General features: G+C 62.1%; 24 protein-coding genes. 12 read left to right on the forward strand and 12 right to left on the reverse strand.

Annotated elements, in window-relative coordinates:
- From VGG89_01365 to VGG89_01395, 7 genes are all read right to left on the reverse strand, one after another.
- Positions 1 to 1,308 carry a hypothetical protein gene (locus VGG89_01365; GenBank protein HEY1975178.1) on the reverse strand — a complete coding sequence of 436 codons (1,308 nt, stop codon included), beginning with the start codon at positions 1,306 to 1,308 and terminating at the stop codon, positions 1 to 3.
- Positions 1,309 to 1,487: 179 nt separating this feature from the next.
- Positions 1,488 to 2,339, reverse strand: coding sequence for a 3-methyl-2-oxobutanoate hydroxymethyltransferase (gene panB, locus VGG89_01370; protein ID HEY1975179.1), 852 nt, complete (start codon positions 2,337 to 2,339; stop codon positions 1,488 to 1,490).
- 27 nt (positions 2,340 to 2,366) lie between these two features.
- The gene (locus VGG89_01375) at positions 2,367 to 2,834 is read right to left on the reverse strand and encodes a DUF1203 domain-containing protein (GenBank protein HEY1975180.1); all 468 of its coding nucleotides are present in this window, start codon (positions 2,832 to 2,834) and stop codon (positions 2,367 to 2,369) included.
- A gap of 68 nt (positions 2,835 to 2,902) precedes the next feature.
- A complete protein-coding gene (locus VGG89_01380; GenBank protein HEY1975181.1) occupies positions 2,903 to 3,313 on the reverse strand; it encodes a DoxX family protein in 411 nt (136 codons plus the stop codon).
- 33 nt (positions 3,314 to 3,346) lie between these two features.
- On the reverse strand, positions 3,347 to 4,081 hold the full coding sequence (locus VGG89_01385) for an AraC family transcriptional regulator (GenBank protein ID HEY1975182.1): 735 nt from the start codon (positions 4,079 to 4,081) through the stop codon (positions 3,347 to 3,349).
- A 125-nt stretch (positions 4,082 to 4,206) separates the two neighbouring features.
- The gene (locus tag VGG89_01390) at positions 4,207 to 4,638 is read right to left on the reverse strand and encodes a lipocalin-like domain-containing protein (GenBank protein HEY1975183.1); all 432 of its coding nucleotides are present in this window, start codon (positions 4,636 to 4,638) and stop codon (positions 4,207 to 4,209) included.
- Between the two features lie 13 nt (positions 4,639 to 4,651).
- Positions 4,652 to 6,187: a leucyl aminopeptidase gene (locus tag VGG89_01395; protein ID HEY1975184.1), complete on the reverse strand. Its 1,536-nt coding sequence runs from the start codon at positions 6,185 to 6,187 to the stop codon at positions 4,652 to 4,654.
- A gap of 82 nt (positions 6,188 to 6,269) precedes the next feature.
- Here VGG89_01395 and purM point away from each other — a divergent pair, with 82 nt between their 5' ends.
- The 9 genes from purM to VGG89_01440 all read left to right on the forward strand — a co-directional run bounded on the left by purM (position 6,270) and on the right by VGG89_01440 (position 14,331).
- Positions 6,270 to 7,316, forward strand: coding sequence for a phosphoribosylformylglycinamidine cyclo-ligase (purM, locus tag VGG89_01400; protein ID HEY1975185.1), 1,047 nt, complete (start codon positions 6,270 to 6,272; stop codon positions 7,314 to 7,316).
- Positions 7,313 to 7,711: a hypothetical protein gene (locus VGG89_01405; protein ID HEY1975186.1), complete on the forward strand. Its 399-nt coding sequence runs from the start codon at positions 7,313 to 7,315 to the stop codon at positions 7,709 to 7,711. Before purM ends, VGG89_01405 begins: the two co-directional genes overlap by 4 nt.
- Positions 7,711 to 8,850 (forward strand): GNAT family N-acetyltransferase, encoded by a 1,140-nt coding sequence (locus VGG89_01410; GenBank protein ID HEY1975187.1) that lies wholly within the window; start codon positions 7,711 to 7,713, stop codon positions 8,848 to 8,850. Before VGG89_01405 ends, VGG89_01410 begins: the two co-directional genes overlap by 1 nt.
- Positions 8,847 to 9,974 carry a glycerate kinase gene (locus VGG89_01415; protein HEY1975188.1) on the forward strand — a complete coding sequence of 376 codons (1,128 nt, stop codon included), beginning with the start codon at positions 8,847 to 8,849 and terminating at the stop codon, positions 9,972 to 9,974. Before VGG89_01410 ends, VGG89_01415 begins: the two co-directional genes overlap by 4 nt.
- Positions 9,964 to 11,658: a hypothetical protein gene (locus VGG89_01420; GenBank protein ID HEY1975189.1), complete on the forward strand. Its 1,695-nt coding sequence runs from the start codon at positions 9,964 to 9,966 to the stop codon at positions 11,656 to 11,658. Before VGG89_01415 ends, VGG89_01420 begins: the two co-directional genes overlap by 11 nt.
- Before the next feature lie 2 nt (positions 11,659 to 11,660).
- Positions 11,661 to 13,328 (forward strand): hypothetical protein, encoded by a 1,668-nt coding sequence (locus VGG89_01425; protein HEY1975190.1) that lies wholly within the window; start codon positions 11,661 to 11,663, stop codon positions 13,326 to 13,328.
- A gap of 225 nt (positions 13,329 to 13,553) precedes the next feature.
- Positions 13,554 to 13,700 (forward strand): hypothetical protein, encoded by a 147-nt coding sequence (locus tag VGG89_01430; GenBank protein HEY1975191.1) that lies wholly within the window; start codon positions 13,554 to 13,556, stop codon positions 13,698 to 13,700.
- Positions 13,697 to 13,864, forward strand: coding sequence for a hypothetical protein (locus tag VGG89_01435; protein ID HEY1975192.1), 168 nt, complete (start codon positions 13,697 to 13,699; stop codon positions 13,862 to 13,864). The genes VGG89_01430 and VGG89_01435 overlap by 4 nt, the downstream gene beginning before the upstream one ends.
- A gap of 65 nt (positions 13,865 to 13,929) precedes the next feature.
- Complete coding sequence (locus VGG89_01440; protein ID HEY1975193.1) at positions 13,930 to 14,331, forward strand: STAS domain-containing protein; 402 nt, start codon at positions 13,930 to 13,932, stop codon at positions 14,329 to 14,331.
- Here VGG89_01440 and VGG89_01445 read toward each other — a convergent pair.
- Complete coding sequence (locus VGG89_01445) at positions 14,321 to 15,214, reverse strand: hypothetical protein (GenBank protein ID HEY1975194.1); 894 nt, start codon at positions 15,212 to 15,214, stop codon at positions 14,321 to 14,323. The two genes, VGG89_01440 and VGG89_01445, sit on opposite strands and share 11 nt — an antisense overlap.
- 15 nt (positions 15,215 to 15,229) lie before the next feature.
- On the opposite strand from VGG89_01445, the gene VGG89_01450 reads away from it, so the two are divergent.
- Positions 15,230 to 16,567, forward strand: coding sequence for a DUF2079 domain-containing protein (locus VGG89_01450; protein ID HEY1975195.1), 1,338 nt, complete (start codon positions 15,230 to 15,232; stop codon positions 16,565 to 16,567).
- Here the strand turns inward: VGG89_01450 and VGG89_01455 are convergent.
- The 4 genes from VGG89_01455 to tsaD are packed head-to-tail and all read right to left on the reverse strand — an operon-like array spanning position 16,556 to position 22,722.
- A complete protein-coding gene (locus VGG89_01455; protein HEY1975196.1) occupies positions 16,556 to 18,031 on the reverse strand; it encodes an FAD-binding oxidoreductase in 1,476 nt (491 codons plus the stop codon). The genes VGG89_01450 and VGG89_01455 overlap by 12 nt on opposite strands.
- Positions 17,959 to 21,255, reverse strand: coding sequence for a diguanylate cyclase (locus VGG89_01460; protein ID HEY1975197.1), 3,297 nt, complete (start codon positions 21,253 to 21,255; stop codon positions 17,959 to 17,961). The genes VGG89_01455 and VGG89_01460 overlap by 73 nt, the downstream gene beginning before the upstream one ends.
- A gap of 8 nt (positions 21,256 to 21,263) precedes the next feature.
- On the reverse strand, positions 21,264 to 21,701 hold the full coding sequence (locus VGG89_01465; GenBank protein ID HEY1975198.1) for a DUF5069 domain-containing protein: 438 nt from the start codon (positions 21,699 to 21,701) through the stop codon (positions 21,264 to 21,266).
- Between the two features lie 10 nt (positions 21,702 to 21,711).
- Positions 21,712 to 22,722 carry a tRNA (adenosine(37)-N6)-threonylcarbamoyltransferase complex transferase subunit TsaD gene (gene tsaD, locus VGG89_01470; GenBank protein HEY1975199.1) on the reverse strand — a complete coding sequence of 337 codons (1,011 nt, stop codon included), beginning with the start codon at positions 22,720 to 22,722 and terminating at the stop codon, positions 21,712 to 21,714.
- Between the two features lie 133 nt (positions 22,723 to 22,855).
- Between tsaD and VGG89_01475 the strand changes: the two genes are divergently transcribed.
- Positions 22,856 to 23,416 (forward strand): hypothetical protein, encoded by a 561-nt coding sequence (locus VGG89_01475; GenBank protein HEY1975200.1) that lies wholly within the window; start codon positions 22,856 to 22,858, stop codon positions 23,414 to 23,416.
- Positions 23,400 to 24,065 carry a hypothetical protein gene (locus tag VGG89_01480; GenBank protein HEY1975201.1) on the forward strand — a complete coding sequence of 222 codons (666 nt, stop codon included), beginning with the start codon at positions 23,400 to 23,402 and terminating at the stop codon, positions 24,063 to 24,065. The genes VGG89_01475 and VGG89_01480 overlap by 17 nt, the downstream gene beginning before the upstream one ends.
- Position 24,066 lies beyond the last annotated feature (1 nt).

Here is a 24,066-nt window from a genome sequence, read left to right on the forward strand (position 1 = left end):
CTATATCGAGTAGTCGAAAACGGCGCTATTACAGCTTTGGCAGCGATAGTGAACGACGTTCTTCCCGCGCTTCAAGTCGAAAATGAGTACCGTGGCGGCGCGTCCGGCGACGATCGTTCCGCCGCCGCGGAGATTCGTGTTCGCGGGATTCGCCCATATGGCGGCTCCCCCGCGAATAGCGGCGGGCGCATAAATGTAAAGCGTCAGCCATCCGTTGGCCGCACGAATGCCGGTAAGCGCCGGCATCTGCGCCTTGGGAATGGGACGGTTGAAGCGCGATACCGGATAGTCTGCATAGCGGAACATGCGTGTGGGCATCGTGCGTCCGCCGATGAACGTCATGCCGATCTTCGCGTCGTGATAGTCGATCGTCGCTGGATAGACCGTGCTGCCGCCAAGGGGCGCTGACTCCATCGCTTTTCCGCCCGGGATATACGGGAACGCGACAGCGCGCGGCGCAGCGGAAAAAGTGCGCGCGTCCGAAGCGGCTTGGCCCAGCGTTTCGACCTTCATGCCGTCGCGCACGGCCTGCGCGTAGATCGCGTCCATAATCGGCGCGCTGCCGGCAGAGGTCTCGTCGCGGGATTCCTGTTGCGAGATCATGACGATCGGCTGCGTTTGCCCGGCGGCGGCGTAGGCATCGACGAGCGATCGCACGTAGCGCACTGCCGTCGAGACGGTGAAGCCGCCGCGCTGCAGTAGATCGTCGGGATCGGTCGAGTAGGCATCCTCGCGTCCGCTCATATACGCGCGGGTCAAATCGCGCGCGGTCCATTCGAACGCAAGCAGATCGCAGCCGCCGTTGGGCTGCGGGCGCTTGTACGACTTGACGTCGGCGCAGTACGTGCCCCACGGCGCGCCGAGATCCCACGTGCCGTCGGTGCCGCGGCTGTTCCACGTAATTCCCCAGAACGCGTGCTCGCCGGGATAGAGCCCCTGCGGAATGAGCCGCTCCGTTCCCGCCGACATGACGCTGACTTTGGGCATATACCATGGGAGATTCTTGGCGATGAGGACGTGCAAGCTCGGGAAGTACGCGGACTGGACGTCGTCGCCGTTGCTCGCGTGATAGGCATTGTAGGTCGAAGCAAACGGAATGTACGCCATGTTTCCGATCATCCACGTCATCGGAATGTGATGACTCGACGCGACACGTTCGAGGCTCTGCATGCCCGGAAGCGAAACGGCTTGCTGTAGCGACGTGGCGATGAAGCGCGTCTGCGTCGGTCCCCTTGGGATCGCCCAGCGCGGCAGCGGCGGCCGTGCATCTTGGCTCAGTTTATCGAGCCCGCATCTCGCGTATCGCAATAGGATCGGCGGAAACGCTCCGCTGCGAACGCGATACCAAACGAAGGCGTCCTCACTGACGACGCACGTTTGCGAACTGCGGTCGGCAACGACTGGCGGCGCGGGCGACGGCGGTGAGTTCGTGCTCGAGCAGCCGGCGATCGAAACGACCGCCAGCAGCGCCGGGATCTTGAGGCGGTCTACTCTGCGGGGAACGTTTTTTCTCTTACGTCGCGCGCGTAAGCGGCGAGTGCTTCGGTGGCGAGCTTTCCGACCTCGGCGTAGCGCTTGGCAAACCGCGGCGAGTGCGGATACATGCCGAGGATATCGTGCAGCACCAGCACTTGCGAGTCGCAGTGCGGCCCCGAACCGATACCGATGGTCGGAATCGAAAGCATCTCGGTGATCTCGCGCGAGATCTCGTGGTCGACGACTTCCAGCACGATCGCATACGCGCCGGCCTCCTCGATCGCGCGTGCGTCGTCGACGAGGCGGTCGCGGTGCGTGCGCATTTTGAAGCCGGGACCGAGGCCGGCGGTTTGCGGCGTGACGCCGATATGTCCGACGACCGGAATGCCGCTGCGCGCGATCGCGCGCACGCGCTCGGATTCGTAAACGCCGCCCTCGAGTTTGACCGAACACGCTCCGCCTTCTTTGACGAAGCGAATCGCAGAGCGCACCGCGTCTTCGTTGCTCACCTGATACGAACCGAACGGCATGTCGGCGATGACGTGCGCGCGACACGTGCCGCGCACGACGGCTTGCGTATGGTGCACGATTTGTTCGATCGTGACCGGCGTCGTTTCGTCGTAACCAAGTACGACGTTGCCGAGGCTGTCGCCGACGAGAATGACGTCGATGCCGGCCTCTTCGACGAACTGGCCGAATGCGGCGTCGTATGCCGTGGCGATGGGGAAGATCGTCTTGCCTTTACGGCGTTTAATCGCTCCGGCGGGCAGCCGGCGAATCGCCGGGTTCTTTTCAGGCTCGTAGGGGCGCGCTTCACCGGCGCCATTTTGCCCCGCAGGCTGACTGGACTTTGACGTATACACGGTAGGAAAGGCCTTCGCGCCCTCCCCCTAGTTCACCCGGCGGTCGACCCGAAAGAGAAAGCATCCGTGCGTGAACGAGCGGGCGTGGACGAAGGCAATCTCGGGATTGGCGAGGAGTTCCTCGACGCGCCGTTCGGTGGTGCCGTCAACCACAACCGCGACCTGATCGATGCGTTGTGCGGCGTCGTAGCCGCGCAGCGTAATCGGGCGGTTGAGAAAATCTTCGGGAAGATGGTCGTTTTGCGCGTAGCGCTCGCAGCCGTCGGCGTGCACGAAGATCGGGCCGACTTCTTTATACGGGTTGCGCGTGTCGAACGGACTGAATGAGAAGAGCACGAGGCGCTCGCCTTCCTTGGCGCGGCGTAAGCAGTGGCGGCACGGATTACCCGGCGCGGTCTGCATCTCTGCGTGGAGTGCGTTGCCGTACGCGTCTTGCGACGCGTTGCGCATCTCGTCCGCGACGGCGGTGTCGAGGGAAGTCACGATAAGACTCATGAGCCCAGCTTAGCCTTCGGTCTATATTTCGTGCCATCCGAATCTTGCCATACGTTGCCGAAAGCGCTTTAGACCCGTTGGATCGGGATCAGCGAGCGGACCCGCTCATTGAGAAGGTAAATCGGGATCCAAACGATCACGCCGAAGATTACCGGAAAAAGTGTTTCAAAGGCGCTGAAACCGGCGCGAAGATTGCATGCGCATGCGCCGCCAAAGTAGCCCGTCAGCAGCACTGCGCCAAATATGGACGTACGCGGAATGACGTACAACGCGGTAAGGACTAGGAGCAGAGCTGCGATGACCGGAGCAAGCGAGAGGGGCATACCTTGACGGTGGAAGGCGTCGGCAACACCCGGCGCGATGAAGATTTTTCCAGCCGCGTCGAACAGCATGAAGAGCGTTGCAAGGGCGTATAGGCCTCGGGCGGTCCAAAGAGTTGGGCGAGAGCGGGCAGCCGTACCTGCCGTTGGGGATTCCACGATGAGCCTCCTACCTCAGAAGTTCTTGCAATCTCATTCCTCGCGGAAGGGAGGCTCCTTTTGGACAATATTGCTATAATTTCGAGGGTTTACGCTACGACGGAATGTCTGAGGTGGGACACCAGCCTCTTTCGAGAACCATCGCGTGAAGTAAAACCGGTCCCGGATTCCCACGCGTTGCGCAATCTCTGCAATTGATAATCTGCTTTTTGCCAATAGTCGCTTGGTTTGTTCGAGACGAATCCGGCTTAAGTAACGTTGCGGCGTAATGCCCATCGCGCCGCTAAATTGTCGTATACAACCGAACGGCGACATTCCGACCGAGCTCGCGATGTCTCTAAGAGCGATTCTCTCAAAAGCATGCCGTTCGATAAAGCGTTTCATTCGCTGCACGCGAAGGCGTCCACGCTGCGAACGGTCGCCAATGGAGGCTCGCGACACGTGCTCGAAAGCTTCGAATACGAAAGAGTCGAAGGCGTCGTCGTCCTCGAGCGACCCCGCCCGCTCCAGGTCTGGGAGTCGAAGTCCCCTCGGTATCTGCTGGTCAAAGAGAGGCTCGTCCGATTCGTCGATCGCTCCCGGCCTTAAATATAAGATATGGGTGGTTTCGGCCCCGCTTGCCTCGTGGCGGCATCCGAAATGCTGACCGGGCCACCCGGCAATGACCGTGCCGTCTTCGACCGGTATGCGACCTCGCGCACCGTGAAATTCCCAACGGCCGACTAGGGTTTGAGCCACCGTTGGTGTCTCAAAGATCTTGTCATCCACGTGCCTCGCCATTGGGAGTTTTGGAACGTACGTGTAGAGCGCGCACAAACTCGACCAGCGAAGTGGCACATGCGTGCCGCACCCTCGGTCCATTGACCTTTGCTCTTGGGAGTGAAGGTCGTCGATCACGAACCGGAAAACCGTTCCCACACTAGTGTGACGCGCCCTAAAGACGATTCGGCGGTCAACGACAGCGCGCTTCCGTCGAACGCAAACCGTCTCGACTGATCGGTGCCGATGAGATTGGGGAACCAGCTGCCTTCGACATGATGCGTTACGGTCTCGGCAACCTCGTCAACGCTGAACGTGCCGAAATAGCAGAAGTAGCCAAGCCACGCGGACGCCTTCTCTTCATCGGATGCCAATCGCCAATCGTCACTGACGAAAGTCGATTGATTCGGGCGCATGAGCTGCACTGAGACCGCGCCGGACTCTCCATACATCAGCAGCCCAACTGGTTCCGAGCTCAGGGGAGATTCTACGGCGCCGTTTGTGTCGTACCACTCCGACGCCCTTAGGCGCCAGCTCCCAATTAAATTATCTCGCAGCGTCGACATGCCGGCGTGCTTTTTACGCCGGCGCGGTCACTGCCTTTGCGCCGTTGCTGTGGACGCCGGCGATCGGCGTTCCCGCGAGCGTTTCCGTCAGAGAAACGAGCGCGCGCACCGGCATCCCGGTGGGACCCTTTGCCTGCCATGCCGTTTCCGTGTCGACGTACGCGGTGCCGGCGACGTCGAGGTGCAGCCACGGCGTGTCCTCGACGAACGCTCTCAAGAACGCTGCCGCGGTCAAGGTTCCCGCCGCGCGGCCGCCGGTGTTCTTGAGATCGGCGATGTCGCTCTTCATTTGATTGGAATATTCTTCGTAGTAAGGCATCTGCCAATAACGCTCGCCGGTCGATTTCGCGGCGCCGAGAAACTGATTGGCAAAGTCTTCGTCATTGGCGACGAGCGCCGCAGCGGCGTGTCCGAGCGCGATAACGCACGCGCCGGTCAACGTTGCGGTATCGACCAGTTTGGTGACGCCGGCTTTGCGTGCGTAGCACAGCCCGTCGGCGAGGATAAGACGGCCTTCGGCATCGGTGTTGATCACTTCGATTGTTTTGCCGTTCATGGCTTTAACGATGTCGCCGGGCTTGGTGGCTTTGCCGCCCGGCATGTTTTCGGTGGCCGGAACGATGCCGATGACGTTCACTTTCGGCTTGAGCTTAGCGATCGCGCTCATCGCGGCGATCACCGCCGCGCCGCCCGACATGTCGTACTTCATCTCTTCCATGCGATCGGCAGGCTTGATCGAGATGCCGCCCGTGTCGAACGTGATGCCCTTGCCGACCAACCCCAACAACTCTTTGCTGGAGGGATCGCCGTTGTAGCGTATGACGATGAACTTCGGCGGCTGAATGCTGCCCGCAGCAACGGAGAGGAACGACCCCATGCCTTCTTTGCGCGCGCGCGCTTCATCGAGCACGTCGATGTCGAGGCCGTTGTTCTTGGCCATCTTCGTGGCTTCGTCGGCGAGGTGCGTCGGCGTCATGTCGTTGGCCGGCGTGATCGCCAAACGGCGCGCGAAGTTCACCGCTTCGCCCAGAATCGTTCCGCGCGCGAGTCCGCGCTCCAGCGCGGCGAGATCGAATCCCGACGCGACTATCGACAGGGTATCGACGACCACTTTCTTTTCGGGTTTCTCCTGATAGAGCGACGTCTCGAACGTCGCCGCGATCGCGCCTTCGGCGACGAACGATGCCGCGGCCGTCTCCAGTCCGCGAGCTTGCGGCGGCAACAGGATCGCGATATCGGCGATGTTCCGGCGCCCGAGATAACGGATTGCTGCACCGGCGTACCGCGCGAGCAGCATCGGCTCGAACTTCGCCCGTTCGCCCAAACCCACCGCGAGGACGCGACGGAACGCGTGATCCTTCGCGTGCACCATCATGCACTCGCCGATCTTGCCTTTAAACTCGCCCGATGCGAGCGCTTCGGCGATCGTGCCGCCGAGGGCGTCATCGACGTCCTTGGAGACTTCTTCGGCGCCGTCGGTGAAGATGGGCAGGACGAGTGCTCCGGTGCGAACGCCGAGCGGGGCGTCGCTGGTGAGACGAACTTGCATGGTGAGCCTTTCGGGCGGTGAACTACTGACCGGTGATTTTTCTTCGAGTGAAGCGCCGTGCCCGCCTGGCGGGGTCCTCGTCGTGAGCAGCGACCAAAGTCGCTCTCGCGACGCGTACGCGGCAGCCGGCGTCGATATTGCCGCCGGCAATGAGGCGGTGGCTCGTTACAAGCAGGTTCTCGGGCAGTGGCGACACCCCGATCAGCTCGACGCCATCGGCGGCTTCGGCGGCCTATTTCGCATGCCCGGCGACGATCGCCGCGCGCTGGCGGCCTCAACCGACGGCGTCGGCACCAAGATCCTGATTGCAGCCGCGCTCAAGCGATACGGCAGCGTCGGCGCGGATTTGGTGAACCACTGCGTCAACGACATTCTCGTCGTCAATGCAACGCCGCTGTTCTTTCTCGATTACTTTGCGACGGGGCGGTTGGAGCCCGAGGTCGCGGCCGAAGTCGTGAGCGGCTGTGCCGCGGCATGCCGCGCGCACAACTGCGCGCTGCTCGGCGGCGAAACTGCCGAGATGCCCGGTTTGTATTCACCGGGCGATTTCGATCTCGCGGGAACGATCGTCGGGGTCGTCGACGTCGCGAATGTGCCCAAGCCCGAAGAAGTCGTGGCAGGCGACGCGATTCTCGGTTTGCCCGCCGTCGGACTGCACACCAACGGCTATTCGCTCGCGCGCAACTTGATCTCGAGCGACGAATGGGCGGTTCCGTTCGCAGATGGGATGACGTACGGCGACGCGTTGCTCGCGCCGCATCCGTCGTACTACGACGCCGTGCGCGCGATCCAAAAGGTTGCGCGCGTGAAGACGATGGCACACATCACCGGCGGCGGTTTGCTCGAGAACGTGAACCGCACGCTGCCGGAAAACGTCAAAGCCGTCTTCGAGGCGGCGCGCTGGGACGTTCCGCCGATTCAACGCGAGCTGGTGCGACGCGGCGATTTGACGCACGAGGAACGCTATCGCACGCTCAACATGGGCATCGGATACACGCTCGTGGTGTCGATGGGCGATGCCGGTCGCGCGCTGACGGAAGTTCCCGGCGTGAAGGTGGTGGGCTGGATCGAAGCGCGCAACGACGGCGATCCGCCGGTCGTGATTCATCCCGCACGGACGGATTCGTGAGCGCCGAAGTCATCGCGCGCATCGGTGCCATTCTCGACACTACCGAAATGCGGGAGTTGCGCGCGCGGCATGCCGCCGAGGCGGTGCGCGCGGCGCGCGGCTACCGGTGGGTCGGCATCCACGAGATCGACGACAACGAGATGGAGCTGATCGGGCACACCGGCGTCCAAGCACCGGTTGAGGTGCGCGGTTCGGTCGACGACGGTCCCAACGGTAAAGCGATTGCGTTGCGCGAGACAGTCGTGTCGGGCGATACGGCGATCGTTCCGATCTTAGGCGCGGAGACCGGCATCGTCATCGGCACGCTCGACGTCGAAAGCGACGACGCGTTCGGCGACGAGGACAAACGGTTCTTGGAAACGTGCGCGCAAGCGCTGATGCCGCTTTTCGAATAGTGCGCGAACTGTTCAATCTCGTTGTAGATTTGGGGCGCCTCCCCTTCGACTTCGCCTGTCCTGAGCGTAGCGAGCTACGCGAGCGAAGTCGAAGGGCTCAGGATGACAGTGTTGCAATTGACGAGCGAACGTTAGCCTGGATCGACGACGAGTTCGGGGGGACGTGGAGCTCGGAAGCACATGCCGGGAGCACTGTCGTCGCGCGCGACGATGCGGGTACGCCGAGCGGCTTCGCGACCTACGATGCGAAAGGCATGCGGTTTCGGTGGCTGCGCGGGTTGGCGCTGGAACCGGGCGTCGGCGTCTTTGGGCCGATCGGCGTCGCGCGCGATCGGCGCCGGAACGGTATCGGGACCGAACTGCTCTTCGCCGCGCTTAACGGGCTGCGTGGGCGGGGATACTCACGAGCGTTGATTGCGGCGGTAGGAGAAGAGAAGATCATCGACTGGTATCGTCATGCTGCCGGTGCCGAGATCGCCGAGCGCTACGACGTTGCAGCGCTCGTGCCGCGACGTCCGCGCGTCACCGTGATGGTGTCGGGCAGCGGAACCAATCTCCAATCGGTGCTCGATCGTTCGCGCAGCGGCGAGCTGCCGATCGACGTCGTTGCGGTCGTTTCGAATAACGCCGGCGCCTTCGCACTCGAACGTGCAAAGAAGGCCGGCGTACCGTCGCGACGCGTCGTTACCTGGAAACGAAAGGAAGAGGCGCGCGAAGCGTACGATCTGCGGCTGCTCGAGGAGGTGCGCGCCGACGAGCCGGATCTCGTGCTGATGCTCGGGTGGATGCATCTGTTATCGGAACCATTCGTGCGGGCATTCCCGTCGTTGTTGAACGTGCATCCGGCGTTCTTGCCGCTCGAACCGGCGCGCGACGACGTCGTGATGCCCGACGGTACGAAAATGCCGGCGTATCGTGGGCCCGACGCCGTCGGCGACGCGCTGCGCGACAAACAGCTTTGGACTGGCGCGACCGTACACACGGTGACTGCCGACACCGACCGCGGACCGGTCGTCGCGCGTAAGCCGTTACCCGTTACCGCGGGTGAAACGCGGGATCAACTGATGCAGCGCCTGCATCCGCTCGAGCACGACCTGGTCGCGACGGCGATTCGGCGCTGGCTCTACGAGCAACCGTGACGACCGTTGTCATCGCTCCCGATAAGTTCAAAGGCGCGCTGACCGCGATGCAGGCGGCGCAGGCGATCGAGCGCGGCGTCAAGCGCGCGTCGGCGGATATTGAGTGTAAGCTTTGTCCTATGGCCGACGGCGGCGAAGGCACCGTCGAAACGTTTCTCGACCGCGGCGCGAAGCGCATGACCGCGCGCGTGCGCGGACCGCTCGGCAAGCCGGTCCAAGCCGCCTTCGCGATCGACGATCGTACCGCGATCGTCGAGATGTCGAGCGCATCGGGCTTGGGATTGCTCGATACATCGCAGTACGATCCGACGAAGACGGACACGTTCGGCACGGGCGGTTTGATTACGGCGGCGTTGAGCGCCGGCGCGCGACGCATTATCGTGGGCTTGGGCGGCAGCGCGACCAACGACGCCGGAACCGGGATGCTCCGCGCGCTGGGCGTGCGGTTTCTCGACAAAAACGGCGACGAACTGCGCGAGGGCATCCTCACGTACGAGCGTTTGGCTTCCATCGATATCGAAGGCCTCGACGATCGCGTGCGCGACGTGCAGATCGATGCTGCGGTCGACGTCGACAATCCGTTGTGCGGTTCTGATGGTGCGTCGTACACGTTTGCGAAGCAGAAAGGCGCGACACCCGAACAGATCGAGCGCCTCGATGCGGTGCTGGAACACATCGCCGACGTCGCGGCGCGCGCGCTAGGTCACGACGAACGCAACACGCCAGGCGCCGGTGCGGCGGGCGGTTTGGGATTCGCGCTCGTTGCGTTTCTGGATGCAAAGCTCGAGCGCGGGGTCAAGTTGATTGCCGACGAGGTGGGTCTGCCGGAGATGATGCGCGGCGCGTCGTTGTGCATGACCGGTGAAGGCAAGGTCGACATGCAGACGTTGCATGGAAAGACCGTTGCCGGCGTCGCGGAGATCGCGCGCGACTGCGAGGTGCCCGTGATTGCGTTTGGCGGCAAGGTCGAAGACGACGCAAAGGCCGCGCTTTCGGAGCGCGGGATTGAGGCCGTGCAGACGGCGCCACCGGAAATGCCGGCCGAGCAAGCGATGGGGAAAGCCGGGGAATGTTTGGAAGAGGCCGCGGCAAGCGCCGCGAATGCCTTCTTCCATGGCCGCTGACGGGGCGTTCGCACCCCGGCGTTTTATATTACCGGCATTCAGCCTGGTATGGCTCGTGCTGTTGTGGATCAGCCTCTTTCACGGTCCCGTGTACGAACCGTCTAAGATCGAGTGGAACGGCTGGGGGACCGCGGCGGTCATCGTTGCGCCCGATCCCGACTTAGCGAGCCAAGGCGTCAAACCCGGCACGGAAATCGACGTCGCGCACATGTCGATCGCCCAAAGAACGCGTCTGGAGTTCGGGGTACCCGCGGGGACTTTGCTGTCGATACCGATCGAAGAAGCCGCCGGGACGCGAGTCGTTTGGGCTCGAGCGCACGAGCTGTGGACGAATGCGAAATCGACCTCGCCACTCGAAATCTGGACCGAGTGCGTTACTTTGACGTTCTCGTTGGTCCTGGCCGGATATCTAGGTTATCGAAGGCCGGGCGTGATGGTTCTTGCGCTCATACTGTTCATCGCCGGCGGCGGGATCGATTGGGCGGAGATCGCACAAGCTTTGACGGCAATGCCGGATTGGGTTCTCGAGCCGGTCGACGTTTTGATGAATGCGCTTTGCGGCGTCTTTCCCGCGCTCGCGCTGGCCTCATTTGCGATTCGATTGCCGGGCGGCGAGACGTCGCCGGAGAAACGCAAAATCATTCCTTTCATCGACGGCATCGTCGTGCTAGGTCTCGTACTGGCGCCGTTCGTCCTCTCCGATGCAGCCGTAAGAACCTATCTAGCCTTTTCCGCCGTCATCGTAATCGTCGCATCCATTTTGTCGCTCCGGTATGCCCGGGCCGCCGATCGCGCGCGAGTCGCGATCGTATTCGCGGCGGTCATGATCGGTGGCGTCGCCTATGCGTTGGCGGTGATCGGGTTGACGTTCGCCGGAGCAACGGCTTTCTTATTCTCGTTGGGGAACCTCTCGGTCGTCATCGTCCCGGTTGCACTCGCCTACGCGATTCTGCGGCATCGCGTGTTCGACGTCGTCTTCGTTTTGAATCGCACGATCGTCTACGTTCTGACGTCGGCGTTCTTGATCGTGCTGTTGGCGGCGCTCGAGTTCGGCGCGGAACGCTACATCGATACGATGACGCGAGCCGAGGGCATCGCGCTTCAGTTCCTCATCGCGCTGGCGGTTACCGTCAGCGCGGGGTTCGCGCATCGCCGCATCGATCAGGCCGTCGATCGCGTGCTCTTCCGTACGCGGCATCAGCAAGAGGAGGCGCTGCGCAAGTTTGCGACCACGGCGCAGTTCTATACGGCCGAAGAGCCGTTGATTCGCGACACGGTCGATGCGTTGACGCGGTTTGGGCGCGTTGAAGGCGCGGCAGTGTACTTGGCGACGATGAGCGACATGCGGTGCGCGGCGTCGGCATTTCGCGATGCGACCGCGGCGGTCGACGAAAACGATCCGGCCTACGTTGCGCTGCGCGCGCACCGTGACGAGCTCGACACGCACGACGTGCAGACGGCGTTTCCCGGCGAGCGCTTATATCCGATGGTATTGGCGGGGCGACTGGCCGGCACGCTTGCGACGGGCCGCCGCGAGAACGGTGAGGCCATGCCACCCGACATCGACGATGCGATTCGCCGCGTTGCGTCGGCTGTTGCCATTGCGTTGGCAGCGATCGAAAGCGATCGTGTTCGTGAAGAGAACGCAACTCTGCGACAGCGCCTGGGCGTTCAGGTGGTGTAGAAGTGGAACGAACCAACAGAATTGCTTCCTACGCGCTGGCTCTCTTTGCGTTCCTCTGGCTAACGGCGATTTTGGCGTTAGATGTTTTGCCGACGGCTTACGCAGTCGACCTCCGCTCCAAAGTGGTCGGACGGGAGGTCGTCGTTACGTCGGTAGGGCCGGACGCCGCGCGCGCCGGACTCCAAGTTGGGGACGCGATTCCGTTCGACGCGTTGTGGTACGCCCGCCAATTTGGGCCTGAGGGTGGAATGCTGCGGCTGCCCGTGCGCCGGGGATCTCAGACGCTTGCGTTGACATTGCCGCTCACGAGGCCGATTCGGGCGATCCCGGTATTCCAGAGCGTGTTGACCGACGTCGCTATAACGTTTGCGCTGCTGCTCGCCGCGTATCTGGGATTCCGAAAGCCGAGCGTAATGATAGCGGCGTTGATTTTATTCTTGGGCGGCGGCGCTTTGTCGTGGCCAGATTTCGTCGCGCTGTTTTCTGCGTTACCGGATTCCATTTACGTTCCGTTCGCCTGGACGATGATCGTATTGTGCGAATGGTTCCCAGTCATGGCGCTGGCCTCGTTTGCGATCCGGCTTCCCGGCAGTGCACCCTCAAAATCGCAGCAATCGGCGATACGAATCGTCGATGGCATCGTGATCGGCTCGTTCTGTACCGCTTTTGGGCTGCTGGCAGCGGGGGTGTACCGCCAGACAGACCTCCCGTGTACCGCGCTTTCCGGAATCGTCGTGCTGCTTGCGAGCATGGCCGCGCTGTTGCTTGCGCGTCCGGCGGACCGCGGCCGAACCGGCATCGTCTTTGGCGGCGTGGTGTTCGGCGGCGTCGGCTACGCTGCCAATATGGTCGGGCTCCGATTAGGTGAGCCCTATTGGCTGTTCACCGTCTACGCAAACCTGTCGGTCGTCGTCGTACCTTTAGCGTTGGCTTATGCGATTCTACGTCACCGCGTTTTCGACGTCGCCTTCGTACTGAACCGTACGATGGTATTTGCTCTGACGTCGGCCCTCGTGATCGTCCTCTTCGCGGCCTTAGAGTTTTTGGTCGAACGCTTTTTGAGCGACGTGACGCACGTCGCAGGGATCATTCTGCAGTTCGGAATCGCACTCGCCGTTACGCTCAGCGTCCGGTTGATGCATCGGAGGGTCGATTCTCTGGTCGATAACGTCCTCTTCCGGTCACGGCACGAACAGGAAAATGCCTTACGGCGGTTCGCGTCGACCCTCCAGTTCTATACGGAGGAAGGGCCGCTGGTGCGCGACACCATTGACGTGCTTCTTCGGTACGGACGCGTCGAGGGTGCGGCGATCTATTTAGCTGGGGAGACGGGCCTCAAGCAGGTTCAGTCTTCGTTTTCCGTGGCCGCTCCGGAGATCGAGCATAACGACATGGCGTACGTCGAGCTGCGAGCGCACCACGAGCCGCTGCACGTCCATAAGATGCCGACGGCCCTTCCGGGCGACCGGCTTTATCCGATGGTCCGCGCTGGTCGAATCGTCGGCGTGGTCGCGACCGGCGAACGGGAAAGCGGCGAAGAAATGCCGCCCGATATCGACGAAGCCATCATTCGCATCGCCCATGCGGCGGCAACGTCGCTAGGCGCGATTGAGAGCGATCGCATTCGTTCCGAGCTGACTGCATTGCGAGTACGGCTGGGATTTAGCTAGCAGCGCAACGAGTTTCTCGCTTTCGGCGCTACGCTCAGGATGCGTCAAGCGCTTGTAAAAGCGAAGAACCCCGCGTAATCCTTACACGGGGCTCGTCGGGTTCCCAAAAACTCGCTATCGGTGAAGCAAAAATAGCAGTCGAAAGGTACTCCGGTCAAGGATGCTTTCCATTTCTTTGCCGAAGAACGCCGTGTGTTAAGCGCAAGTAATTTGGAAGTCAACTCCGTGCAAAGAGCGTACGTTCTGTACGTCCCGGAACATCGCGCCGCGCGGATGCCGCTGGTATTGGTGTTCCACGGCGGCGGCGGGGCCGGCCGGCGGGGCCGGCCGGCGCGGCCCATCTCGGTCATCCTTTTAACGGCGGGGACGTGATCAGCCCGCGAATGGGCAAGGTGCTCTCGGCCCCCGGCACCGTCGCGTTCTGGGCGAAGGTCGACGGCTGCAAGCCGAGGCCCCGCCACGGCGGCGACGTTCTACCGGGTGGACGGCGGCGGTCACACCTGGCCGATGCGTTGAATAAATCGCACGTATCGTGAAGAGTGGTTACGGGGGCAGGCCGGAGGGTAAGTAGGCATGGGGTGGCCCCTTTAGGAGGTGGCGCATGGAACCCGTCGTCGTCGTCTTTGCCGGTGAATATAATCTTGGTTCTAAGGGCAAGCTCCACCGCGAGTTGAGCCGCCTTGCAACCAAACCGCGTCTAGTGCTCGACTTCAGCGAAGTGACCTACATGGACTCGACGTGTATCGCCGAGCTCATGCGAATGGAGCAGCGGCGTAGCGCCGCCGGCTTCGACGCCGCACACGTCGTGATGCAGGCGCCGGTGCTGTTGCGCATCTTTACGGTGCTGACGCTCGATCGCGTCTTTCGCGTCGTGTCGACGCTCGCTCAGGCCATCGACGCCGACCTCGAGGGATTGCACGTCGAATACGCGTTTTGCGGTGACGATGGAACCGCGAAGGTTCCAGTCGACTTCGAGCGCGAGCGCCTCGCAGCTACGGGCTAGTCACGCGCTTCCACGCGCGAATGACCGCGTTATACAAGGCCGGATCGTCCTTTAGCGCGTAGCCTGGATCGTCGCCGGGCTGCCGTGCGTATTCAAAGATCGTCAGCGCCGGCGTTTTGTGCGCCAGATTCACGATTGCATTGTAGAGATCAGTAGGGTTCCTTTCGCCAAGCTCGGTCACGTAGATATCGTTCGCGCCCCGCGTTCCTGGAAAAAATGACGTGACTTGACGCACGGCGTTGAGTGCCCCGGCCATCTCCGACGGCGGTACGCCGTAGGGATGAAAGCCGAACCCGTCGACCGCCGGACGCGGGGAAGCACCGGCGAGCAGCGATGCAAGCGCATAGGACCACGGCAAGTCCTTGCCCGACGTCCCGGTCGTCACGACTTTGATTCCGTACCGCGCGACAATGGGCGCGACGCGCTCGTAGAAGCTCGCGTACTCTTCCACATTGGCAAATCCGTTGAACGGAAGATCGGCCTCGTTGGCTATTTCGGCGTAGACGATGCAGCCGGGTTCGCGCCGTTCGGACCGCCTAAAAAACTCTTCGATGTTGGCGACGAGATGGTCTTCGCCTTTCTTGTCTTCGCGCAAGGTCGGCGTCGTGGCCATCACTTTAAGCCCTGCGCGGCAAAGACGATGCATGCTGACATCTTCGCGCTGCCACGGCACCTTGTCGTGTTTCGACAACACCGGTAACCAGCCGACGCGAACGAAGCTGGCGTGCAGGTTGTCGCGGATGTCCGCAAGCGCGCTTTTCGTGTACGCGCCCAGGTCACCCAGCGGCGGAAATTGTACGCCGAGCTGGGCCACGGGCGGCGTCTGCGCGGTCAATGATAGTGCGGCGGCGACGGCGACGACAGGGCGCCTGAGGGCGTTCAACGTAAGGCCGAAGAGATGACGGCCACCTCGAAGACCGGCATGTGGTTCGCGGTGTGCATTGCCGCGAGCTTTGCCGCTGCATCGGTCGCAATCGTCGAATGGCGCTACCTGATTTTCCGCAACGACGTCGACCTGGGTATCTTCACGCAAGTCGTCGCGAGCGTCGGCAGCGGCTTTTCGAGTACGGCCGAAGGCGGAGTCAATCATCTGCTCGTGCATTGGTCGCCGCTTATCGTTCTGGGCTGGCCGTTCGTACGCATTTTTGGTCCCGTCGGTCTGGAGATTTTTCAGGCGCTATTAATCTCGCTGACGCTGGTCCCGATTTGGGGCCTGGCGCGCGCGCGATTCGCGCCGCTGCCGGCCGCAGGCATCACGGCAGTGTGCGCGCTGTACCCGATATTGTGCGCCAACGCCGTCGATGACTTTCACGAAATGGCCTTCGTTCCGTTCCTGTCGGCGACGCTCGTATACGCGCTCGACCGGCGGCGCTACGCGCTGGGCGTGGCCGCCGCGATCTTGCTGGCCTGCACGAAGGAGGACCAGTTCGTCGTGTTGGCGGTCAACGGCGTCATCATCATGCTGTTTGCCAAGGGCGACGCGTTCGAGCGGCGCTTTGGGCAGATGGCGCTACTCGTCGCGGGAGCGGGCGCGGCGGTGTATTTCGCCATCGTGCGCAACGTCATCGGGCCGCACTTGGCGTATAGTTCGCTGCATTTTTATAACTGGCGGGAAGCGCCGCCCTCGCCCCTGGGTGCGCTGGTCGCGGCGCGCGTGCATTACGTGCTGCATGTTCTCGCGCCGCTAGCGTTTTTGCCGCTAATCTCGCGGTATGGCCTATTTCTCATCGTGGGTTTCGTCGAAGCGTTGGCATCGCACGAACCGGTGACGGTTGCGCCGGGCGCGCACTACAGCGCGCTGCTCTCGGGTTACGCGCTGGCGGCATTCGTCGACGGCCTGGGGCGGCTGGCCACGGCGCGGCTGCGTGTCGCCGCCGCTGCGCTCGCGGCCGTGGTCTCGATTGCGATTGCCATCTATGCCAGTCCGATGGAGTACTGGTACTATCTGTACCGCGCCCCGAACGCGCACGACGCACTGCTGCAGCGCACTATCGACGCATTGCCGCCGGGCGCCGAGGTGGGCACCGAGGACGAAATCTTCTCGCACCTCGGGCTGGATCGCAACGCGTCGATCCAGCTCGCCGGCAAGCAATGGATTCTGTTCGATCGTACGCACTACAGCGACCAATGGCACAACGTGGACGAGCCGGTCGTGCGGCGATTGCTCGCGCAGAAGCAGTATACCGTCGTGACCGATCGCGACGGCATCGTACTGCTGCAGAGGTTAGGGCGGTGAAATACTCTGAGCGTAGTGGAACAAGTTGTTTGGATCGTATTTCTGCTTTATCGCGAGGAGCTGATTGAAGGCGCTGCCCCAATACGCCGAGCGATAGTCATACTCAGCGTCTAGGCGAGGATAGTTCTGGTACATCTCGCCGTTGAGGTACTGCTGCATCATCTCCATGTACCCGTTCAAGCCGGCGCGCGCCTTTTGCCCGTCCGGGTCTTGACTTTGCATCCAAAAGACGTCGAGAAAGAAGTCCATTGAAGACGTGCGATGGATGAACGCGTTCGCACCCATGGGGTAAGCGTTGATCGCGCCGCCGTACGGCTCGATGACGACGCCGTTCCATCCGTTATTGATCGGCAGGAACTGATTGATGACGTTCGTCCAGTCGTCGACGCCGAGCATGGCCGAAATATATCCGCACTGCTTGTCCTCGCAGGCGCCGTCGGGCGGATTGGGGATCGGATACGGATTGTTATCGAGGTATTGATCCATCTGCCCGTACGTTCCGGTGGCGTCGGCGTTGAGCACCGCTCCGGGCATTTGGAGAAGCGACTGCAGCGCGGCCAGACCATCGTCGCGCGATCCCGCGTACATGCCCTGCAGCAATAACACGGGCTTGCCGCTCGGATCCGCGCCGATGTTGCCCATATAACCGAGTTGCGGAGGCGCACCACTGGCCATGTAGTTCGTTTGCAGCTCGACCAGCGCTTGAGCGGCCTGAGCGATCGACGACGGGTCGTCCGGGTTGATGCTCCATTGAATCGCCCATGCCCATACCGAGGGCAGGACGTAGAGCTGGTATTGGACCTCGAGGACGATCCCGAAGTTGCAGCCCGTTCCACCCCGCACGGCCCAAAACAGATCCGAGTACGGACCGTCGGCGGTCGCCGTAACGAGGGCAGTCCCATTAATGGGCTGGGCCAGCAGCAGCGTGACGCCGATCACGTTGTCGCAGTTCATGCCGTACATGCGCGAGGTGTAACCGTACCCACCGCCCTGCATGAAGCCGGCAACGTTGACGCTGCCGCACGCACCGCTTGGGACGTGCAGCCCATACCGATCCAGCTCCTGGTTGAGGATGTCGAAGTCCGTTCCGGGCCCCACCGCGGCCGTTCGCGCGACCGGGTCCACGCGAACGTACCGGATCGCGCTGGTATCAATCACCATGCCGTCGTTCACCGAGAACCCGGCGGTACTATGTCCGCCGCTGCGAAGAGTAACCCACAAGCTCAGCGATTTCGCCCAGCCCAGCGCAGCGAAGACGTCGGCCCACGTTACGCAGTAGACGATCACGCGCGGATACGATTGAAACCATGGATTGGATTCCTGACGATCCTTGTCGTATTCGGCCATTCCCGGAACCACGATATATCCCGAGATTCCAAGCTCCAAATCGATTAGGGTTTTATCGCTCCACCCGGCGACTTTGCGTTCTTTTTCGATGCGTCTGCGGCTTTTGCGGTATCCCATGAACTCTCGCTTTCTGCTATCGCGCGTTGCGCGCGCTCGGTGAACTCGTCGAGGTTGTCCCTCCGCGCAGTCTCGAGCGCTCGTCGAAACGACTCGAGCGCGCCGGCCGTGTCCGGCGGATCTTTGCGTGAGAGCAGTTCGCCTTCGAGACGATGCAGCTCGGACTCCCACCAGCGTTCGCCCCAATGGGTCACTCCTGCGAGTCCTTGACGCGCCGAATCGAGCCCTTCGTCGACGCGACCTTCATTCAAGCGCGCCTGTGCGAGCATGGTCAGCACGCGCGATTTAACCATGAGCGCGCTGTGCTCCTCGACCATCGCAAGCGCCGAAACGAGCATGTCCTCACCCGTGCTCTCATGGCCGTCGGCTGAGAGGAGCACACCGAGCTGCGCCTTGCAGGTCGCAAGCCACAGCGCAAACCCGTGCTCCTTCGCGAGGTCGTGCGCCTGTTGGACTTCGGCGAGCGCGCGCTTCATATCGCCGCGTAAGTAATGAAACAGGGCGCTCCACGAGAGCATCGCCGCCATCTGAAACGGCGAGTTTAAGGATTTGGCGATCCTTGCCGCGGAATCGATATGGTCCTGCGCCGTGTCGGACCGCTTTGCCAGCCATAACGTAATCGCAATGCCGAGCTCGCACGTCATCCCAGGATTCTGTCCCGCAAGCGCCATCGCCGATTCGCGTTCGCCGGCTTCGAGCATTTCGTAGATCTCGATGCCGCGTTCAAATGCGGGAAGCGCGTCGGTGAGGCGAGAGGCATGGAAAAGGGTCAATCCGCGCGCCAGATGTGCCGCCAAAACGAGCACTCGGTTATCGAGCCGATCCGCGATTTCTACGAGTCGTGCCGAGATTTCTTGGGCTTCGTCGATCGACGCGTGTGCCAGATAGAACCGGACCAGACCAAACAACAGCAGCCATCGCTGCGGATCCATCGAGTCGTCGCGCAAGTTGCGCGTCACGCGCTCGAGCCAGTAGCGTCCCTCCCGCCACTGTCCGCGTTCGTACCAGTATCGGTGCAAGACGCCGGCCAGCGATAGAGCGGCGGGTGCATCGTCCTCCCGCGAAAGCGCCCATTGGAAAACGGCGCGAAACTCCGCATAGTCGCGTTCGACGGCTGCGAACATCGCCTTCGATTCCGACGCCGCCGCTGCGTAGGCGGCGTCGGCCGCACGGCAAAAGTGATCGGCACGGCGTTGCTGCATCGCATCCCACTCGGCGGCGTCTGCGAGACGTTCGAGTGCGAACTCTTTGGTCGAGTCGAGCAGCCAATAGCGCGCCACGTCACCGCCGGGCTCGAACTGAACGAGCGACTTGTCGACGAGATGGCCGAGCAGGGTAACGATGTCTCGCTCGTCGAGCGGCTCGCCGGCGCACACCGCGCATGCGGCATCCATCGAGAAGTCGCCGGCGAATACCGCCAGCCGTCGCAACAGCGCCTTTTCGTTTTCGTCGAGCAGGTTATAACTCCAGCCGATCAGCCCGCGCAAGGTCTGCTGACGCGGCAATGACGTTCGCCCGCCGGTCAGAACGCGAAACCGGTCGTCGAGACGCCCGCGCAGTTCGGTTACGGTCATCGTCTTTACGCGCGCGGCGGCCAATTCGATGGCCAAGGGGATGCCGTCGAGCCGCCGACAGATTTCCTTGATCGCGCTCATGGTTTCGGGGGTCGGGTCGAACGTTCTAACGACGGCGCGCGCACGACTGACGAATAATGCGACCGATTCCTCTTCTCTGAACGTGGAAACGCGAAAGAGGCTCTCGCCGGGGATATCGAGCATCTCGCGGCTCGTGGCGATCACTTGGAGCCAAGGACACTGCTCCAACAGGCGATCGACCAGCACCGCAGCCTCACCGATCAGATGCTCGCAGTTGTCGAGAACGATCAAAGCCTTTCGTTCGCTCAGATGAGCGGCGAGTGTGTCGTCGGTGTCGCGACCGGCGGCCTCGCGTACGCCCATCGTCGCAAGTGCGGTGGCTGAAAGAAATACGCCTTCGGCGATCGGTGCGAGATCGATAAACCACACGCCGTCGGGGAACTGCTCGAGGTTTCGCTGGCCGTACTCGATGGCCAATCGCGTCTTTCCGACGCCGCCCGGTCCGACGATGGTAACCAGACGCGCGCCGGTCAGCAGCGCTCCGATCTCGGCGATCTCGTCTTCCCGGCCCAGAAACGACGTGCGCATTGACGGCAAATTGTGGCGAAGTGTCGCTTGCCGTACGGCCGGAGGCGCTTCGGACGAGTAACCGTCGCTTGTAACGCGATTGCGCCCCGCTGCCTTGGCGCCGTACAGGTGAAGGTCGGCTGAGGCCGTGAGTGATTGCGGCTCGGTCTCGGTGTCGGGAATCACGCTGGCGCAGCCGACGCTTACCGTCACGTGACCCAGCGACGATCCTTGATGCGGAATCTGGAGCTCGCGCACGGCGACGCACGCGGTTTCAGCGACTTGTCGTGCGTTGGCGAGCGTCGTTTCCGGAAGCACGATCGAAAACTCTTCGCCGCCGTAGCGTGCCACCACGTCGCCGGGCCGGCTCGCGCAGCGTCCGATTGCTTCAGCGATCTGCCGTAAGCACCCGTCGCCGGCAATATGTCCGTACGTGTCGTTGAAGAGCTTAAAGAGGTCGACATCGAAGAGCAGCACGCTGAGCGGAGATTTGCTGCGCGCGCAGCGTTGCCACTCGCGCGCCAACGCTTCGTCAAAGCCGCGGCGGTTGCCGACGCCGGTTAACGGATCGGTCGTGGCTTGGTGTTTGAGGTTGGCCATTTCAAGACGTTCGTGCTCGTCGTGAATGCGAGCGCCGAGGTAGATCGCGCAGCTCTCCAGCATCGCGACGTCCTCGATATCGTATGCGCTGCTTTGGTGCGATCTCACGGACAGCGCTCCGACGATGTTGCCGCCAAAGGCGACCGGGACCAAGACCGCCGAGGGGGGCCCCTCGTACAGGATCGATTCGCCACCGCTGAGGACTTGGCGCATCCGGCTATCTTCGGCCATCTTTGCGTCTTCCGGGCGGAGACCGACGCCGTCTTCAAAGATGTACTCGATCCGGGCATCGCTGGCATCGCCGATGGCTAGCAACACGCTCTTCGCCTCGACGAACTCAGAAAGAAGCGCGGCAAGCTGCACCATGGTTTCCTGTAAGGGAAGCGCCGACGCAAGCAGCTGTGCCGAGCGCCGAATCAGGTCGCGTCGTTGATGGGGCCGCTGCTCGCGCGACGATCGCAAGATGACCCTTACTTCGCGCGCCGGCGGCGATCGTCGGCGTCGACGATGTCGATAATAATCTCGAGCTCCGGATGCAGCGCCAGCGTCTCGGCGTATTCTTCGCGGAACCAGGCTTCGTCCTCGGCGTGTTTGGGCTTGATCCGCTTCAGCGTCTCCTTGATCGCCGGGTATTGCGACGCATCGGTGTGCCCGCGCAGCCACGCGGCGACGCCATCTTCGGTATCGCACGCGGTGACCGCTTCGAATAACGCTTGTTCGGTGACGCCCAGGCGCTCGAGCAAATAGCCCGAGATCCCTTTGATTTTACCGTTGATGAAGTAGATACCAGGATCGCCGCCGGGTAATCGTCCGCGCAGCTTGTCGATCGTTCGCGGCATGAGCATGAGGCCGTCGAGCTCCGCGTAGCAACTGCGCGGTGGTCCGTTACGAAGATCGAGTGGTTGCATGATACTCCTTTTAGGATGCGGGTTCCAGCTCGAACGCCAGATTCGGATCGGCGGAGAGCGTCAGCGGATCGACACGGGTCGCGTCGCGTTGATGGTACGCAGCGGCAGCGATCATGGCCGCGTTGTCGGTGCAGTACTTGGGCGGCGGAACGAACGCCGTGACGTTATTGCGTTCGCTCCATCGGCGAAACGCCGTCTGCAGCGCGGAGTTGGCCGCGACGCCGCCGGAGAGCACGACCGCGTTGTAGCTATCGCGTGCAAATGCGGCTTCGAGGCGCGCCATGAGCACGTCGACGACGGCGGCTTGAAACGATGCGGCGACGTCTTCGGGCTTTGCGTTTTGCCCGGCGTCGGATTCTAGAAAATACCGGACGGACGTTTTGAGGCCGGAAAACGAGAGGTCGAGCGAATCGCCGCTGGGACGATGGCGCGGAAAGGCGTGCGCGCGGGGATTCCCGCGCTGCGCCATGCGATCGAGCTGTGGACCGCCGGGGTATGGGATGCCGAGCAGTCGTGCCGTTTTATCGTACGCTTCGCCGGCGGCATCGTCGTGCGTGCGGCCGACGATCGACATGCGCGTGGCGGATTCCACCTTCACGAGTTGCGAGTGACCACCCGAAACGAGCAACGCGAGGAACGGATAGGGCGGCGCTTCGGGCTGGTCCAGAAATGCGGCAAAAATGTGGCCGTGTAAATGATTGATGCCGTAGAGCGGCTTGTCGAGTGCGAAGGCGAGCGCCTTGGCCGATGCAACCCCGACGACGAGACTGCCGATGAGTCCCGGTCCGCGCGTGACCGCGAGTGCGTCGACGTCGTCGAACGTCGTCCCGGCCCGGCCGAGCGCATCCTCGACCGCCGCTGAGAGCAGCGCAACGTGCTGGCGGCTGGCGATTTCGGGCACGATGCCGCCGTACTTCGCGTGGAACGCGTCTTGATTCGTCGAGACCGAGGCGAGCACGTCGCGGCCGTCGCGCACCAGCGCGGTGGCCGTGTCGTCGCACGACGTCTCGATCCCCAGCACCAACATTAAGAGGCGGGGGTTATCGTTGCGGCGGCTCGAAGCCTTCGGCATGCAAGACGTAAACGAAGCAATGCGGCTGCCCTCTCCGGCGCCGCGCCCTCAGTCCATTGCCTTTGACGGGGAGTGGCTTTGGATGGGCTCGATTGAGACCAGTCGCGTGTACGCGATCGATCCGCACCAGTGGCGCGTGATGGAAGAAGACCGGGCGCCTGGAAAACCGTGGGGCATGGCCGTGGTCGGCGACGAGCTGCGCGTGATCTGCGGCGAAGGCGACGGCGATAGTCGGTTCATTCGACGGCTGGTTCCCGGCCACGGTTTCAAGACGCAAGAGACGATCCAATGTCCCGACGATACCGGATCGCAGCTCAGTTACGACGGCGTGCGGCTGTACGTGAGTCAGTGGTACAACAAGCGCATCCTCGGAATCGACGAGCAGGGCAACGTCGTGCGCACGATCGAGGTGCCGCGCGGCGTCTGCGGTCAATGCTTCGTCGACGGAGCGTTCTACGTACTGACCACCGACGACGAAGAGACCGACGACTATTTTTTGATGAAAGCACACGTCAACGGCGGAACGCCGAAGTTCGAAGACATCGCTCGCGTGCCTTTCCACGCACGTGCCTTGGCCTTCGACGGATCGCGGTTCTGGACGAACCATCGCGAAAACAACGAAATCGTTGCTTTCACCCCGTAGGGAGTCCGGCGAGAGAGACCTGATCTCGGCGATACGCGATATCGTCGAGATCGTCGCCATTATCGCCGCCGGCTGCTGGGCATTCTACGTGTTCGCCTACGAAAATCGCATCAAACCGTCGTTTGCAGAGCCGGAAGTCAACGTTACGGCGTCTATGCGGCTGCTGAGCGTGCACAACGGTTTGATCGGCATCGGGATTCACACGCAGTTTCATAACGTCGGTACGGTGCCGGCGCACTTCTTAGCTTACGCGGTGAGCGTTTACGGGCAACGCGTCACGCCTCAAGTTCCGTCAGCGCACAAAACGAATCCCGGCCTAAAAATCGACGATGCGATGTTTTCGCGGATCGACAAGCCAACAGCCGTCTACACGTGGGGCTACATCACGAAACAGGGCAACCCGGCATCAACACAAGAAAGCGGCCTCGACCCGGGTAGCAGTTTGGAGAACGATCAGATCTTTTACGTGCCGCAAGGCCGGTTCGATTTGCTCACAATGGCCATCGATGCTCCGTACACGAAGTATGACGATACCATGCCGGCAAGTCTTGTGTATCAACCCGACGGTGGACTCAAGGTCAATATCGCGATCTCGGACCGGATGGATCAATTCAACATCCGTCCGGTGACCTCGCTCGATATCCGCTAAA

It is taken from the genome of Candidatus Baltobacteraceae bacterium (assembly GCA_036488875.1).
Classification (GTDB): Bacteria; Vulcanimicrobiota; Vulcanimicrobiia; order Vulcanimicrobiales; family Vulcanimicrobiaceae; genus JAFAHZ01.

Coding starts and splice junctions, on each gene's coding strand:
- VGG89_01465 (HEY1975198.1), bottom strand. CDS start 21,701: ATGCAACCACTCGATCTTCGTAACGGACCACCGCGCAGTTGCTACGCG.
- VGG89_01375 (HEY1975180.1), bottom strand. CDS start 2,834: ATGAGTCTTATCGTGACTTCCCTCGACACCGCCGTCGCGGACGAGATG.
- VGG89_01450 (HEY1975195.1), top strand. CDS start 15,230: ATGACGGCCACCTCGAAGACCGGCATGTGGTTCGCGGTGTGCATTGCC.
- VGG89_01395 (HEY1975184.1), bottom strand. CDS start 6,187: ATGCAAGTTCGTCTCACCAGCGACGCCCCGCTCGGCGTTCGCACCGGA.
- VGG89_01455 (HEY1975196.1), bottom strand. CDS start 18,031: ATGGGATACCGCAAAAGCCGCAGACGCATCGAAAAAGAACGCAAAGTC.
- VGG89_01390 (HEY1975183.1), bottom strand. CDS start 4,638: ATGTCGACGCTGCGAGATAATTTAATTGGGAGCTGGCGCCTAAGGGCG.
- VGG89_01440 (HEY1975193.1), top strand. CDS start 13,930: ATGGAACCCGTCGTCGTCGTCTTTGCCGGTGAATATAATCTTGGTTCT.
- VGG89_01420 (HEY1975189.1), top strand. CDS start 9,964: ATGGCCGCTGACGGGGCGTTCGCACCCCGGCGTTTTATATTACCGGCA.
- VGG89_01475 (HEY1975200.1), top strand. CDS start 22,856: ATGGGCTCGATTGAGACCAGTCGCGTGTACGCGATCGATCCGCACCAG.